Raw genomic sequence first — 13,084 nt, forward strand, 5'->3', positions numbered from 1 at the left:
CCTCAGGCTCTTGGAAAAACGCGGCTCAACTCGGAGCTGATGCGGTCAATAACGGCGGCCGCAACATCGTCCTTCGAACCGGATGCCGCTTGTGGTTCGGAGCCGGAGCGGGAAAGGATGACCACCGAGTTGTTGTCCTGTCCGAACACCAGGCCCTCACCTACGTGGTTGACCACCAGCAGGTCGCAGCCTTTCTTGCGCAGTTTGGCTTCGGCGTGGGCCAGCACGTCCCCGTCGGCGTCGCCGGTTTCCGCGGCAAAACCCACGATCAGCTGACCGGGCCTGGTCGTCCCGCGCACCTCCACGAGTTCCTGCAGGATGTCCGGGTTGCGGAGCAGGTTGATGACGGGGTCGGCGGTATCTTCACGCTTCTTGATCTTGGTGTCCGACACCTCAGCGGGCCGGAAGTCCGCCACGGCGGCGGCCATGATGACGACGTCGGAATCGGCTGCCGTGCGCAGCGCCGCTTCCCGGAGCTGCAGCGCCGTTTCCACGCGGACCACCTCCACGCCGTCGGGAGCCGGCACGTCCATGTGGGCCGCCAGCAGCCGGACGCTCGCGCCGGCATCGCGGGCCGCCGCGGCAAGCGCAACTCCCTGTTTGCCGGAGGATCGGTTGCCGAGGAACCGGACGGGATCCAGCGGTTCGCGCGTGCCGCCGGCACTGATGGTGACGGTGCGCCCGGCCAGCGGCAGCTGCCCGGCAATTCCGCCGTCCTGCATCAGGGCCATGGCGGCTGAGAAGATGGCCTCGGGTTCGGGCAGCCGGCCCGGACCCGAATCGGAGCCGGTGAGCCGGCCGCTCGCAGGTTCAAGGACGGTGACACCACGCCGGCGCAGCGTTTCCACGTTGGCCTGGGTGGCGGCGTGCAGCCACATTTCGGTGTGCATGGCCGGTGCCATCAGCACGGGACCACTGGCCATCAGCAGCGTGTTGGTCAGGAGGTCGTTGGCATGGCCGCCGGCGGCACGGGCCAGGAGGTCGGCTGTCGCCGGAGCCACCACGATGAGGTCCGCCTCATGCCCCAAACGAACATGGTTGACCGACGGAACGTCGTCGAAGACGCTGTTGCTGACGGGGTTACCGGACAGGGCCTCCCACGTGGCGACCCCGACAAAGCGGTTCGCCGCCTCCGTGGGAATCACCGTGACGTTGTGTCCGGCTTCAGTAAAAAGCCGGAGGAGCGATGCCACCTTGTAGGCGGCAATCCCTCCCCCGACTCCGAGGACTATGCGCACGTGACCTCCGTCAACAGGCAGTCTGTGTATGTGCGGAGATCTACTCTGCAGGCTCGATCGGCGTGGAAACGAGCTTGCCTTCGTTGATCTCGCGCAGGGCGATGGACAGCGACTTCTCGTTCAGCTTGGTGTCGACCAGCGGGCCAACGTATTCGAACAGGCCCTCGTGCAGCTGGGCGTAGTATGCGTTGATCTGACGTGCACGCTTGGCACCGAAGATCACCAGGCCGTACTTGGAATCAGCTGCCTTCAGCAGTTCGTCGATCGGCGGGTTGATGATGCCTTCAAGGTTCGTGGACACGAATTCTCCAAATTCTAACGGGCCGATCCGACCCGGCGGCTAGTGCGGGTGCGGGGTCAGCCCCATGAGTGAAACAAGCTCGTCCGCTGCGCGTCGAACGTCATCATTGATGACGGTGTGATCGAACTCCGGCTCAGCGGCAAGTTCTAGTTTAGCGGTTTCCAGTCTCTGCTGCTGTTCGTCGGCTGTTTCCGTGCCGCGGCCCACCAAGCGGCGGACCATTTCCTCCCAGCTCGGCGGTGCCAGGAAGACGAACTGCGCCTCCGGAACGGCCTGCTTGACCTGGCGTGCGCCCTGCAGATCGATCTCCAGCAGCACGGAGCGGCCATCGGCGATGGCGGCGTCCACGGTGCTGCGGAGCGTGCCGTAGCGGTTACGGCCATGGACCACGGCCCACTCCAGGAGCTCCCCGCCGGCCACCAGGGCGTCGAATTCCTCGGCTGACTTGAAGAAGTAGTGAACCCCGTCCTGCTCCCCCGGCCGCGGCGGACGCGTGGTGGCCGAAACGGAAAGCCAGACTTCGGGGTAGTTGTCCCGGATGTAGGTGGACACGGTGCCTTTGCCAACAGCCGTCGGACCGGCGAGGACTGTCAGTCCCGGTTTCTTGCTCACATATTCCTTTGGGCGTTATTCGGATGGACGTGATTCTCGTTCATAAAATCTACCAGCGCCCGGCGCTGGTGAATGCCGAGCCCCCGCAGCCTGCGGGATACGGCAATACCCAGCTCGTCCATGATGGCGGCCGCCGTGACGCGGCCCACGCCTGGGAGCGCCTCCAGCATCTCGGAAACCTTCATCCGCGCGATGGCGGGATCGCCGTCGCCGGACGCGAGAAGGTCAGCCACGGAGAGTGTTCCTGACTTAAGTTGCTCCTTGGCTTCGGCCCGGGCCGCGCGGGCCGCTGCCGCCTTGCCGAGGGCTTCTGCGCGTTCCTGGTCCGTCAGGGGCCGCAAGCTCACTCAAGTCACCCCCGAATCGTCAGTCCGAACCAAGGCAAAGGCCGTTGGAGTCCTCCTGAACCTACCCTTTGCCCGGCGCGGAAATCAATGGACACAGAAATCAGCAAATCAGTTGGATAGCAGGGGCTCCAGAGTACGCACGGCAGCCTCCCGGAGTCCGCTCACGGTGGGCCCTGCCGAGAGGATGTCCCGGCTCGACGTACCCAAAACCTGCGGGTACGCTGCACCGAACGTTGCCCGCAAATCAGCGGCCGTGGCGCCCTGTGCACCGAGTCCGGGTGCAAGGATGATCCCCCGCACCGCAGCCAGGTCCAGCTGCAGCTCCTGCAGGGCTCCTCCCACCGTGGCGCCAACCACCAGGCCCACAGAGCCCAGCGTGCCCGGGTACCGGCGGTTTTCGCCCGCCGCCGCCTCGACAATCCGGCGGGCCACCGAATCCGTGCCGCCCACGTGCTGGACGGAGGCGCCTTCCGGATTGGACGTCAGCGCCAGGACGAAGACCCCGCGGCCGTACTCCGCCGCAAGGTCGAGGGCGGGGCGCAGTGACTCGAAGCCAAGGTAGGGGCTCAGGGTCACCGAATCCGCGGCCAGCGACGAACCGTCGCGCAGCCAGGCGTCCGCGTAGGCCGCCATCGTGGAGCCGATGTCGCCGCGCTTGGCGTCGGCGATGGTCAGCACGCCGGCATCAGCGGCGGCTGCGAGGGTGCGTTCAAGCACCGCCATACCCGCAGAACCGTGCCGTTCGTACAACGCCACCTGCGGCTTCACGGCGGCAGCGAGCGAACCCACGGCCTCCACAACGGTGAGCGAGAAGCGTTCCAGGCCGGCGGCGTCGTCGTTTAGTCCCCAGGACTTCAGGAGCGCGGGGTGCGGATCGATCCCGACGCATAGCGGACCGCGGTCCGCCATGGCCCGGCCGAGCCGGGAGCCGAAAGACTCCCGGCCGGCCGTGGCTGGTGCCTCGTGATCAGCCATTCTGCAGTGCCTTCAGGTTAGCGGCGTGTTCCTGCAGGCTGGTCACGGACCATTCGTAGGTGCGCTGGGCTTCGATGGCCTGGACTGCTGCGTTGAACTCGGCCACCGTGGTGATGCACGGAATGCCGATGGACGTGGCTGCGGCACGCAGTTCATAGCCGTCGATCCGGGCTTCCCCGCCGGAAGGAGTGTTGAAGACCATGTCGATCTCGCCGGCGACGATGAGGTCGGCAATGGTTCCTTCGCCTTCGGCGCTGCTGCCCTCGGCGACCTTGCGGACCGGGGTTGCCTGGATGCCGTTGCGGCGCAGGACGTCCGCGGTGCCGCCGGTGGAGACGATCTCGAAGCCGAGGTCGGAGAGGCGCTTCACGCCCATGATCACCGAGCGCTTGTCCCGGTTGGCCACGGAGACGAAGATCTTCCCTTCGGTGGGCAGCGCGTTGTTGGCGGCGGCCTGGCTCTTGGCGAAGGCAGTGTCGAAGTGCTTGTCGATGCCCATGACCTCGCCGGTGGACCGCATTTCCGGGCCGAGGAGGGAGTCCACAACCTTGCCTTCCGGCGTGCGGAAGCGGCTGAACGGCAGCACTGCTTCCTTGACCGAGACGGGTGCATCGAACGGCAGGGTGGAACCGTCACCGGTTTCCGGCAGCATCTTGTAGGCGCTGCGGAGCTGGTTGATGGTCACTCCGGTGCCGATCAGGGCTGCCGCCTTGGCCATCTGGACGCCCGTGGCCTTGGACACGAAAGGCACCGTGCGGGAGGCCCGCGGGTTGGCTTCGAGGACATACAGCACGTCGGACGCCAGGGCGAACTGGATGTTGATGAGGCCGCGGACGCCCACGCCCTCGGCGATGGCCAGGGTGGCGGTCCGCACGCGTTCAATCACGTTGTTGCCGAGCGTGATCGGAGGGAGTACGCACGCGGAGTCACCGGAGTGGATGCCGGCCTCTTCGATGTGCTCCATGATGCCGCCGAGGTACATCTCGGTTCCGTCGTAGAGGGCGTCGACGTCGATTTCGACGGCGTCCTCCAGGAAGCGGTCGATCAGCACGGGGTGTTCGGTGGTGATCTCGGTAGCGTTGGCGATGTAGCGCGAGAGGTTGGGCTCGTCGTAGACGATCTCCATGCCCCGTCCACCCAGCACGTAGGACGGGCGGACCAGGACCGGGTAGCCGATTTCGTCGGCGATCTTCTTGGCATCCTCGAAGGACACTGCGGTGCCGTTCTTAGGCGAGATCAGCCCGGCCTCGTCCAGCACGCGGGAGAATGCGCCGCGGTGTTCGGCGAGGTCGATCGCTTCGGGTGACGTGCCGAGGATCGGCACACCGGCGTCGGCGAGCTGCTGCGCGAGCTTGAGCGGGGTCTGGCCGCCGAGCTGGACGAACACGCCCATGACACCGCCGGTGCGCTCCTCCGCCGCGATGACTTCAAGGACGTCCTCAAGGGTCAGCGGCTCGAAGTAGAGGCGCGTGGAGACGTCGTAGTCCGTGGAGACGGTTTCCGGGTTGCAGTTGACCATGACGGTCTCGTAGCCGGCCTTGCGGAGCGCCATCGAGGCGTGCACGCAGGAGTAGTCGAACTCGATGCCCTGGCCGATGCGGTTCGGGCCGGAACCCAGGATGATGATGGACGGCTTGGAGTGCAGCGCCACCTCGTCCTCCTCGTCGTAGGACGAGTAGTGGTACGGGGTGTAGGCGGCGAACTCCGCGGCGCAGGTGTCCACGGTCTTGTAGACGGGACGGATGCCCAGCGCCTGGCGGACACCGCGGACCACGGCCTCCTGGTTGTTGGTGAGGGCGCCGATCTGCTCGTCCGAGAACCCGTGGCGCTTGGCGCGCTGCAGCATTTCCCGGGTCAGGGCGGTGGACTGGCGGATCTCCCGGGAGATCTCGTTGAGCAGCTGGAGCTGGTCCAGGTACCAGGGGTCGATCTTCGTGGCCTCGAAGAGCTGCTCCACCGTGGCACCGCCGAGCAGCGCGCGCTGCACCTGGTGCAGGCGTTCGGTGGTGGGCCGCTTGGCCTTTTCGATCAGCTCCGGGACTTCCCATTCCGGAACGTGGCTGAAGTCCAGCTGCGAGCCCTTCTGTTCGAGGGAACGCAGGGCTTTCTGCAGGGCTTCGGTGAAGTTGCGGCCCATGGCCATGGCCTCGCCCACCGACTTCATGGTGGTGGTGAGCGTGGGGTCCGCTGCCGGGAACTTCTCGAAGGCGAAGCGCGGAACCTTGACCACAACGTAGTCCAGCGTCGGCTCAAAGGAGGCCGGCGTCTTCTGGGTGATGTCGTTGGGGATCTCATCCAGGGTGTAGCCCAGGGACAGCTTGGTGGCGATCTTGGCGATGGCAAAGCCGGTGGCCTTGGACGCCAGCGCGGAGGACCGGGAGACGCGCGGGTTCATTTCAATAACGACGACGCGTCCCGTGTCCGGCTCGACGGCGAACTGGATGTTGCAGCCGCCGGTGTCCACGCCGACTTCGCGGATGACCGCGATGGAGATGTCGCGCAGGCGCTGGTATTCGCGGTCCGTGAGGGTCAGGGCGGGGGCCACCGTGATGGAGTCGCCGGTGTGGACGCCTACGGGGTCGAAGTTCTCGATGGAACAGACAACAACCACGTTGTCGTTCTTGTCCCGCATCATCTCCAACTCGTATTCCTTCCAGCCGAGGATGCTCTCTTCGAGCAGGACCTCGCTGGTGGGGCTGTACTGCAGGCCCTGGCCGACGATCCGGCGCAGGTCATCCTCCGTGTAGGCGAGGCCGGAGCCGAGGCCGCCCATGGTGAAGGACGGGCGGACCACCATGGGGTAACCGAGGTCTTCGGCCGCCTTCAGCGCCTCATCCATGCTGTGGATGATGTGGCTGCGGGCGGACTCCGCACCGCAGCGCTCCACCACACCCTTGAACTTCTCGCGGTCCTCGCCAAGTTCGATCGCCGCGATGTTCGCGCCGATGAGTTCGACGTTGTATTTTTCCAGCACGCCGTTCTTGTCCAGCGCGATGGCGGTGTTGAGGGCCGTCTGGCCGCCCAGGGTGGGCAGGATCGCGTCGGGGCGTTCCTTGGCGATGATCTTCTCCACCACCTCGGGGGTGATGGGCTCCACGTAGGTGGCGTCGGCGAACTCGGGGTCCGTCATGATGGTTGCCGGGTTGGAGTTGACCAGGATAACGCGCAGGCCTTCCTCCTTGAGGACGCGGAGAGCCTGGGTACCGGAGTAGTCGAATTCGGCGGCCTGGCCGATCACGATGGGACCGGAACCGATGACCAGGACGCTTTTAAGGTCAGTTCTCTTGGGCATTACTTCTTGTCCTCAGTCTTGGAATCGGTGGAAGTCTTGTTTTCGGCGCCAACCGAAGCGGTGGCAGCCTTCTTCGTGTCCGCCATCAGTTCGATGAAGCGGTCAAAGAGGTACGCGGCGTCGTGCGGTCCCGAGGCGGCTTCCGGGTGATACTGCACCGAGAAGGCGGGGATGTCCAGGCAGGAGAGGCCTTCCACGACGTCGTCGTTAAGGCTGACGTGGCTGACTTCCACGCGGCCGAACCGCTCCTCGGGAGCCTGGGTGGCGCCGTCGAGGGGGGCGTCCACGGCAAAGCCGTGGTTCTGCGACGTGATCTCAACTTTGCCGGTGCGGCGGTCCATGACGGGCTGGTTGATGCCGCGGTGTCCGTAGCGGAGCTTGTACGTCCCGAAGCCGAGGGCGCGGCCCAGGATCTGGTTGCCGAAGCAGATCCCGAAGTAGGGCAGCTTCTCGTCCAGCACCGAACGGAGCAGCTTGACCTGGTTGTCGGCCGTGGCGGGGTCGCCCGGGCCGTTGGACATGAAGAACCCGTCCGGGTTGACAGCCTGGACGTCAGCCAGGGTGGCCGTGGCAGGCAGGACGTGCACGCGGACACCGCGCTCAGCGAAGCGGATGGGCGTCATCCGCTTGATGCCGAGGTCGATGGCGGCGATGCTGAAGCGCGGTTCGCCGTCCCATCCCCAGTCCTTGGGCTCCACAATGTAGGCCTCGTCAACGCTGACTTCCTCAGCGAGGCGGGCGCCTTCCATCGGGGCGCTTGCCAGTACGGCGTCAAGCAGTTCCTTGTCCGTGGCGGTGGCCGCCTCGCCGGAGAAGATCCCGGCACGCATGGTCTTGTGCTCGCGCAGGTGCCGGGTGATGGCCCTGGTGTCCACGCCTTGGATGCCCACAATGCCTTGCTCCACGAGCTCGTCGTCGAGGGAGCGCTCGGAGCGCCAGTTGGAGGGCCGGCGTGCGGCGTCGCGGACAATGTAGCCGGCCACCCAGATGCGGCGGGATTCGGCGTCGTCGGCGTTGACGCCGGTGTTGCCGATGTGCGGTGCCGTCTGGACCACGAGCTGGCGGGCGTAGGAGGGATCGGTGATGGTCTCCTGGTAACCGGTCATGCCGGTGGCGAAGACTGCCTCGCCGAGAGCCGTGCCGGTGGCGCCGTAGCTGGTGCCGCGGAAGATGCGGCCGTCCTCCAGTACCAGCACCGCGGGCACGGAAGTTCCGTGTTCAGGTGCAGTAGCTGCGTTCGCTGTTACTTCGGTTTCTGTCACGTTGTTACTTTCCACTATCGGCATCTGCCTGAGGGGCTGCGGAGATCAATTCTTGAAAGGCTTCGAGGACGGCCGGTTTGTCGTCGGCCCGCCGGGTCCGGAACCCCGTATCCAGTTCCCGGCCGCCCAGCGTCCAGCTGACCACCAGGAGTCCGTCTTTTTCGACGAACTTTCCGGCCATGCCGCTGTCCTGGCGGACGCCGGTGACCCTGTTCGCCGGGATGAACAACGGCCCGGCTCCGGAACGCTCGAACAGCACGCCTTCCGGGTGGACGGTGAGTTCGGCGTTGGTGCGGATCCCCAGTCCGTGGACGGCGATGCGGTCCAGCCAGTCGCCGGCCGTGGTGGTGGCGACGTACTGGCCGTCGGCGGCGGCCAGCGGCAGGCTCAGTTCCTGCGGAACCGCGGGCAGCTGTTCGACGTCGGACTGGCGCCGCAGGCGGTTGCGCCAGCCCAGTCCGATCATGAGCAGTACGACGGCGATCAGCGGCAGCGTGATGACCAGCGTCAGGATTTTGTTGTCCATCAGGACCCGCTGGCCGGCGTTGCGGCCGGGGCTGTTTCCTGGCCCGAACCGTGCCTGTACGGGGTGTTGAGCTTGCCGTCCAGGACAGTGGGGTGGCCCTTGAAGAAGGTCGCCACAACCTTGCCCGGGAGCTCCCTTCCGGCGAACGGAGAGTTACGGCCCATGGTCGCCATCTTGGAAGGGTCCACCGTCCAGCGCGCAGCCGGGTCCACCAGTGTGACATTCGCGGCTTCGCCGGCCTCCAGCGGCCGGCCCTGGTCCGCCACCCGTCCGATCACGGCGGGCACGGTGGACGTGACGCGGGCGAAGTCCGCCCAGCCCATGAGGCCGGTTTCGATCATGGTCGCCTGAACCACGGAGAGCGCCGTTTCAAGGCCGGTCATGCCCATGGCCGCCTGCGCCCATTCGCATTCCTTGTGTTCGCTCGGGTGCGGGGCGTGGTCGGTGCCGATGACGTCGATGGTGCCGTCCGCCAGGGCGGCGCGCAGTGCCTGCACATCGGAGTCCGTGCGCAGCGGCGGGTTGACCTTGTAGACGGGATCGTAGCTGCGGACCAGTTCGTCGGTCAGGAGCAGGTGGTGGGGGGTCACTTCGGCGGTGACGTTGATCCCCCGCGCCTTGGCCCACCGGATGATCTCCACCGAACCTGCCGTGGAAACGTGGCAGACGTGCAGCCTGGACCCGACATGCTGGGCCAGCAGGACGTCGCGGGCAATGATGCTTTCCTCGGCCACCGCAGGCCAGCCGGCCAGGCCGAGGACGGCCGAGACGTCGCCCTCGTTCATCTGGGCGCCGGCGGTGAGCCGGGGCTCCTGCGCGTGCTGTGCCACCACGCCGTCGAACGCCTTGACGTATTCGAGCGCACGGCGCATGAGAACGGGATCGTGGACGCAGATGCCGTCGTCGGAGAAGACGCGTACCTGGGCGCGGGAGTCGGCCATGGCGCCGAGTTCAGCGAGCTGCTCGCCCGCGAGGCCGACGGTGACGGCACCCACGGGGCGCACATCCACCCAGCCGGCGGCACGTCCGAGGGTGTGGACTTGTTCCACCACGCCTGCGGTGTCTGCCACGGGGTTGCTGTTGGCCATGGCGTGCACCGCAGTGTACCCGCCGAGGGCTGCGGCGCGGGTGCCGGTTTCCACGGTTTCGGCATCTTCGCGGCCGGGTTCGCGGAGATGGGTGTGGATGTCCACCATGCCGGGCAACGCCACCAGGCCGGCGGCCTCGATGACGGTGGCACCGTCAGCTGCGTCTGTCCCGGCGAGGTCGGCGCCGCGTGCGGCGATGATGCCGTCGCGGATCAGGAGGTCTTCGGCTGCGCCGCCGAGGATCGCTGCGCCGCGGATGAGGTATGCCCCGGTGGTGGCTGCATCCTGGTGATCGTGTGCCATCAGTGGCTCTCCTTGGTGGAATAGGCGGCGTTGGAATAGGCGGCGGTGGAGGCTGCGGCTGGTTCGCGGGTGTCCCCGGAAAGCAGCAGGTACAGGGCGGCCATGCGGACGGAAACGCCGTTGCGCACCTGTGCCAGCACGGTGGAACGGGGCGAATCCGCAGCCGCGGAGGAAATCTCCAGCCCGCGGTTCATGGGGCCGGGGTGCATGATGATGGTGTCCTTCAAGCCAAGGCTGTCCAGGGCACGGAGGCGGTTGTCGTCGAACCCCCAGCGGCGGGAGTACTCGCGCGTGGTGGGGAAGAAGGAGGCGTTCATCCGTTCGCCCTGGACCCGCAGCATCATGACGGCGTCCACGCCCTTCGCCAGGGTTTCGTCCATGTCGTAGCTCACGCTGCAGGGCCATTGTCCGACGCCGATGGGCAGCAGGGTGGGCGGGGCCACCAGCGTGACCTCGGCACCGAGGGTGCGCAGCAGCCACACATTCGAGCGGGCCACCCGGGAGTGCAGGACGTCCCCGGCGATGGCGACGCGCATGCCCTTCAGGTCCCCGCCGGCGGACGGCGTCCCGTGAAGCCTTGCCCAGTGCCGCCGCATCGTGAAAGCGTCCAGGAGCGCCTGGGTGGGGTGCTCATGGGTGCCGTCGCCGGCGTTGATCACGGCGGCGTCGATCCAGTCCGTGGCCGCCAGCCGGTGCGGCGCACCGGAGGCCCAGTGGCGGATGACGACGGCGTCCGCCCCCATGGCGGCCAGCGTCTGGGCGGTGTCCTTCAGGGATTCGCCCTTGGAGACGGACGATCCCTTCGCTGCGAAGTTGATGACGTCCGCGGACAGCCGCTTCGCCGCCGCTTCGAAGGAAATGCGGGTGCGGGTGGAATCCTCGAAGAACAGGTTCACCACAGTCCGGCCGCGGAGGGCCGGGAGTTTCTTGACTTCGCGGTCCCCGACGGCGGCCATCTCTTCGGCTGTGTCGAGGATGCGGATGGCGTTGGCCAGGCTGAGGTCTTCGGTGGAAAGCAAGTGCTTCATGCGCCTGCCTCGATGACCACTTCGTTGACCGGTGTGCCGTCAATGGAGTCGGTCTCTTCGAGCCGGACCCGGACCTTTTCGGAGGAGGAGGTGGGGAGGTTCTTGCCGACGTGGTCTGCGCGGATGGGCAGTTCGCGGTGGCCGCGGTCAATCATGACTGCCAGCCGGACAATGCGCGGACGGCCAAGGTCAACGATGGCATCCAGTGCGGCGCGGATGGTCCTGCCGGAGTACAGCACGTCATCAATCAGGACCACGACCTTGTTGTCGATGCCGGTGCGGGGCAGCTGCGTGGGATAGGGCGGCCGCGTGGGCTGGTGGGACAGGTCGTCCCGGAACATGGTGACGTCCAGCTGGCCCACGATGGCGGACGCGTCCACGGCCGGATCGGCGGCGGCGATTTTCCTGGCAAGGCGGACGGCCAGCGGATAACCGCGGCGGGGGATGCCCAGCAGAACCAGATCCTGGGAACCCTTGTTGGCCTCGAGGATCTCATGGGCGATACGAGTGAGTGCACGGTCAATGTCCGCAGAGTTGAGCACAACCCTGGCCGGAACCGGTGCTTCTGTGACTGATGTCAACGCTCGTCTCCCCTTTCCCCGCCTCACGGGACGGAATTAAAAAAGGAACATTTGCTCTTCAAAATTACCACACGCAGCTCCCCTGCCCGCGTGCCCGGCTGACGCCGTGAGCGCGTTTAACATCACACCCGCGGGATGGTGAGTCCCGCCCCGGGGAAGGCCCACCCGCCGTCCGCCCGTTGCCTTGGAAGGACCGGTTACGGGCACGTAGGCTCGGTCCCATGACATCGAACGCGCCTTGGCCGCAGCACGATCCCGCGGGCGGCCACCGAAACGGGCAGCCGCCCGCACGGCCCCGGCAGGACTTGCCCCGGCAGACCAACCCCACCTGGATGGGCCAGGTCCGGCCGGATCAGTACCGTGCGGCGCCCGCCAACACGTACGCTCCCGCGGTGACCCCCGTAATGCCGCCGGCTGCCACCCTCAACCGCTCGGGGGCGGGCGTGATGGCCCTCGTAACCGGCGGCGGATTCCTGGCCTTCGCCAGCCTCTTCCTGGTCCTCCCCTACCTTGTAGGCAGCACCGGCATCACCGGGTTCGTGATCGGCTTCATCGCGTCACTGCTACCGTTGAGCGCCGTCCTCCTGGCCGTCTACGTCATTGACCGCTGGGAACCCGAGCCCAAGCGCCTGCTGCTGTTTGCATTCCTCTGGGGTGCCATGGTGTCCATTTCCGTCACGATGCTCATCCAGCCGTTCTTCGCGCTGGCGGCGGCGCCCCCGGCCGGCATGGACTACAGGACCTTTGCCGTCACCGTCCAGGCGCCGGTGGTGGAGGAATTCGCCAAGTCGCTTGGCCTGCTGCTGCTCCTGCTGCTGGCACGGAAGCACTTCGACGGTCCGGTGGACGGCGTGGTGTTTGCCTTCACGATTGCCGGCGGATTCGCCTTCACCGAGAACATCCTCTACTTCGGCCGGGCCATTGCCGAATCGGCTACGCCGGGCGCCGACCTGGCGGTGGTCTTCTTTCTCCGGGGCGTCATGTCCCCGTTCGCCCACGCCATCTTCACCGGCACCACCGGACTCATCCTGGGCTTCGCGGCGCGGCGCTGGCACACAGGAATGCTGGTGGTGGCATTTGGCGTCGGCCTGGTTCCGGCGATGATCCTGCACAGCATGTGGAACAGCATGGGCCAGAACTTCCTGCTGCAGTACATCGTCGTGCAGGTGCCCATCTTCGTGCTGGCCGTCGTCGTCATTGTCCTGCTGCGCGTGGCGGAAAACCGGCTGACGCGGCAGCGGCTGCTGGAATACGCGGCGGCAGGCTGGTTCACGCCGCCGGAAGTGGACATGCTGGCCACGGCGGGCGGGCGCCGTTCCGCCGTCAGGTGGGCGAAACAGTTGGGCCGGGGGCCGCAGATGAAGGCTTTCCTGCACGCGGCCACGCAGCTTGCCTTCACCCGGCAACGCATCCTCAGCGGCCGGGATGTTCCCGCCCACCAGCTCGACGAACACCGCCAGCTCGCGGAAATCGTGGCCTGCAGGGACGCAGTCCTCCGCTGAGCAGGCCAGCAAAAAGAGCCGGTGTCCGC

General features: G+C 66.6%; 12 protein-coding genes. 1 reads left to right on the top strand and 11 read right to left on the bottom strand.

The genetic code is table 11. The annotated features are described in order from the left end of the window. Positions 1 to 2: 2 nt before the first annotated feature. From coaBC to pyrR, 11 genes are all read right to left on the bottom strand, one after another. Complete coding sequence (gene coaBC, locus RW112_RS11630; protein ID WP_317781896.1) at positions 3 to 1,238, bottom strand: bifunctional phosphopantothenoylcysteine decarboxylase/phosphopantothenate--cysteine ligase CoaBC; 1,236 nt, start codon at positions 1,236 to 1,238, stop codon at positions 3 to 5. Between the two features lie 40 nt (positions 1,239 to 1,278). Beyond that, positions 1,279 to 1,539, bottom strand: coding sequence for a DNA-directed RNA polymerase subunit omega (gene rpoZ / locus RW112_RS11635; protein WP_011692102.1), 261 nt, complete (start codon positions 1,537 to 1,539; stop codon positions 1,279 to 1,281). 39 nt (positions 1,540 to 1,578) lie between these two features. After that, on the bottom strand, positions 1,579 to 2,151 hold the full coding sequence (gene gmk / locus RW112_RS11640; protein WP_305941179.1) for a guanylate kinase: 573 nt from the start codon (positions 2,149 to 2,151) through the stop codon (positions 1,579 to 1,581). After that, positions 2,148 to 2,498, bottom strand: coding sequence for an integration host factor, actinobacterial type (gene mihF, locus RW112_RS11645; protein ID WP_317781897.1), 351 nt, complete (start codon positions 2,496 to 2,498; stop codon positions 2,148 to 2,150). Before mihF ends, gmk begins: the two co-directional genes overlap by 4 nt. A 108-nt stretch (positions 2,499 to 2,606) precedes the next feature. After that, positions 2,607 to 3,473, bottom strand: coding sequence for an orotidine-5'-phosphate decarboxylase (gene pyrF / locus RW112_RS11650; RefSeq protein WP_317781898.1), 867 nt, complete (start codon positions 3,471 to 3,473; stop codon positions 2,607 to 2,609). Continuing rightward, positions 3,466 to 6,765 carry a carbamoyl-phosphate synthase large subunit gene (carB, locus tag RW112_RS11655; protein WP_317781899.1) on the bottom strand — a complete coding sequence of 1,100 codons (3,300 nt, stop codon included), beginning with the start codon at positions 6,763 to 6,765 and terminating at the stop codon, positions 3,466 to 3,468. The genes pyrF and carB overlap by 8 nt, the downstream gene beginning before the upstream one ends. Beyond that, positions 6,765 to 8,051, bottom strand: a complete 1,287-nt coding sequence (carA, locus tag RW112_RS11660) for a glutamine-hydrolyzing carbamoyl-phosphate synthase small subunit (protein WP_317781901.1) — start codon at positions 8,049 to 8,051, stop codon at positions 6,765 to 6,767. The genes carB and carA overlap by 1 nt, the downstream gene beginning before the upstream one ends. Next, positions 8,032 to 8,553, bottom strand: a complete 522-nt coding sequence (locus RW112_RS11665) for a hypothetical protein (protein WP_317781902.1) — start codon at positions 8,551 to 8,553, stop codon at positions 8,032 to 8,034. The genes carA and RW112_RS11665 overlap by 20 nt, the downstream gene beginning before the upstream one ends. Further along, the gene (locus RW112_RS11670; protein ID WP_317781904.1) at positions 8,553 to 9,944 is read right to left on the bottom strand and encodes a dihydroorotase; all 1,392 of its coding nucleotides are present in this window, start codon (positions 9,942 to 9,944) and stop codon (positions 8,553 to 8,555) included. Before RW112_RS11670 ends, RW112_RS11665 begins: the two co-directional genes overlap by 1 nt. Next, on the bottom strand, positions 9,944 to 10,972 hold the full coding sequence (locus RW112_RS11675) for an aspartate carbamoyltransferase catalytic subunit (protein WP_317781905.1): 1,029 nt from the start codon (positions 10,970 to 10,972) through the stop codon (positions 9,944 to 9,946). The genes RW112_RS11670 and RW112_RS11675 overlap by 1 nt, the downstream gene beginning before the upstream one ends. After that, entirely contained in the window at positions 10,969 to 11,553 is a 585-nt protein-coding gene (pyrR, locus tag RW112_RS11680; RefSeq protein WP_305941187.1) for a bifunctional pyr operon transcriptional regulator/uracil phosphoribosyltransferase PyrR, read from the bottom strand. Before pyrR ends, RW112_RS11675 begins: the two co-directional genes overlap by 4 nt. Positions 11,554 to 11,774: 221 nt before the next feature. Here pyrR and RW112_RS11685 point away from each other — a divergent pair, with 221 nt between their 5' ends. Next, complete coding sequence (locus tag RW112_RS11685) at positions 11,775 to 13,055, top strand: PrsW family intramembrane metalloprotease (protein ID WP_317781906.1); 1,281 nt, start codon at positions 11,775 to 11,777, stop codon at positions 13,053 to 13,055. Positions 13,056 to 13,084: the final 29 nt, after the last annotated feature.

It is taken from the genome of Arthrobacter sp. B10-11 (assembly GCF_033142195.1).
Lineage (GTDB): Bacteria > Actinomycetota > Actinomycetes > Actinomycetales > Micrococcaceae > Arthrobacter > Arthrobacter oryzae_C.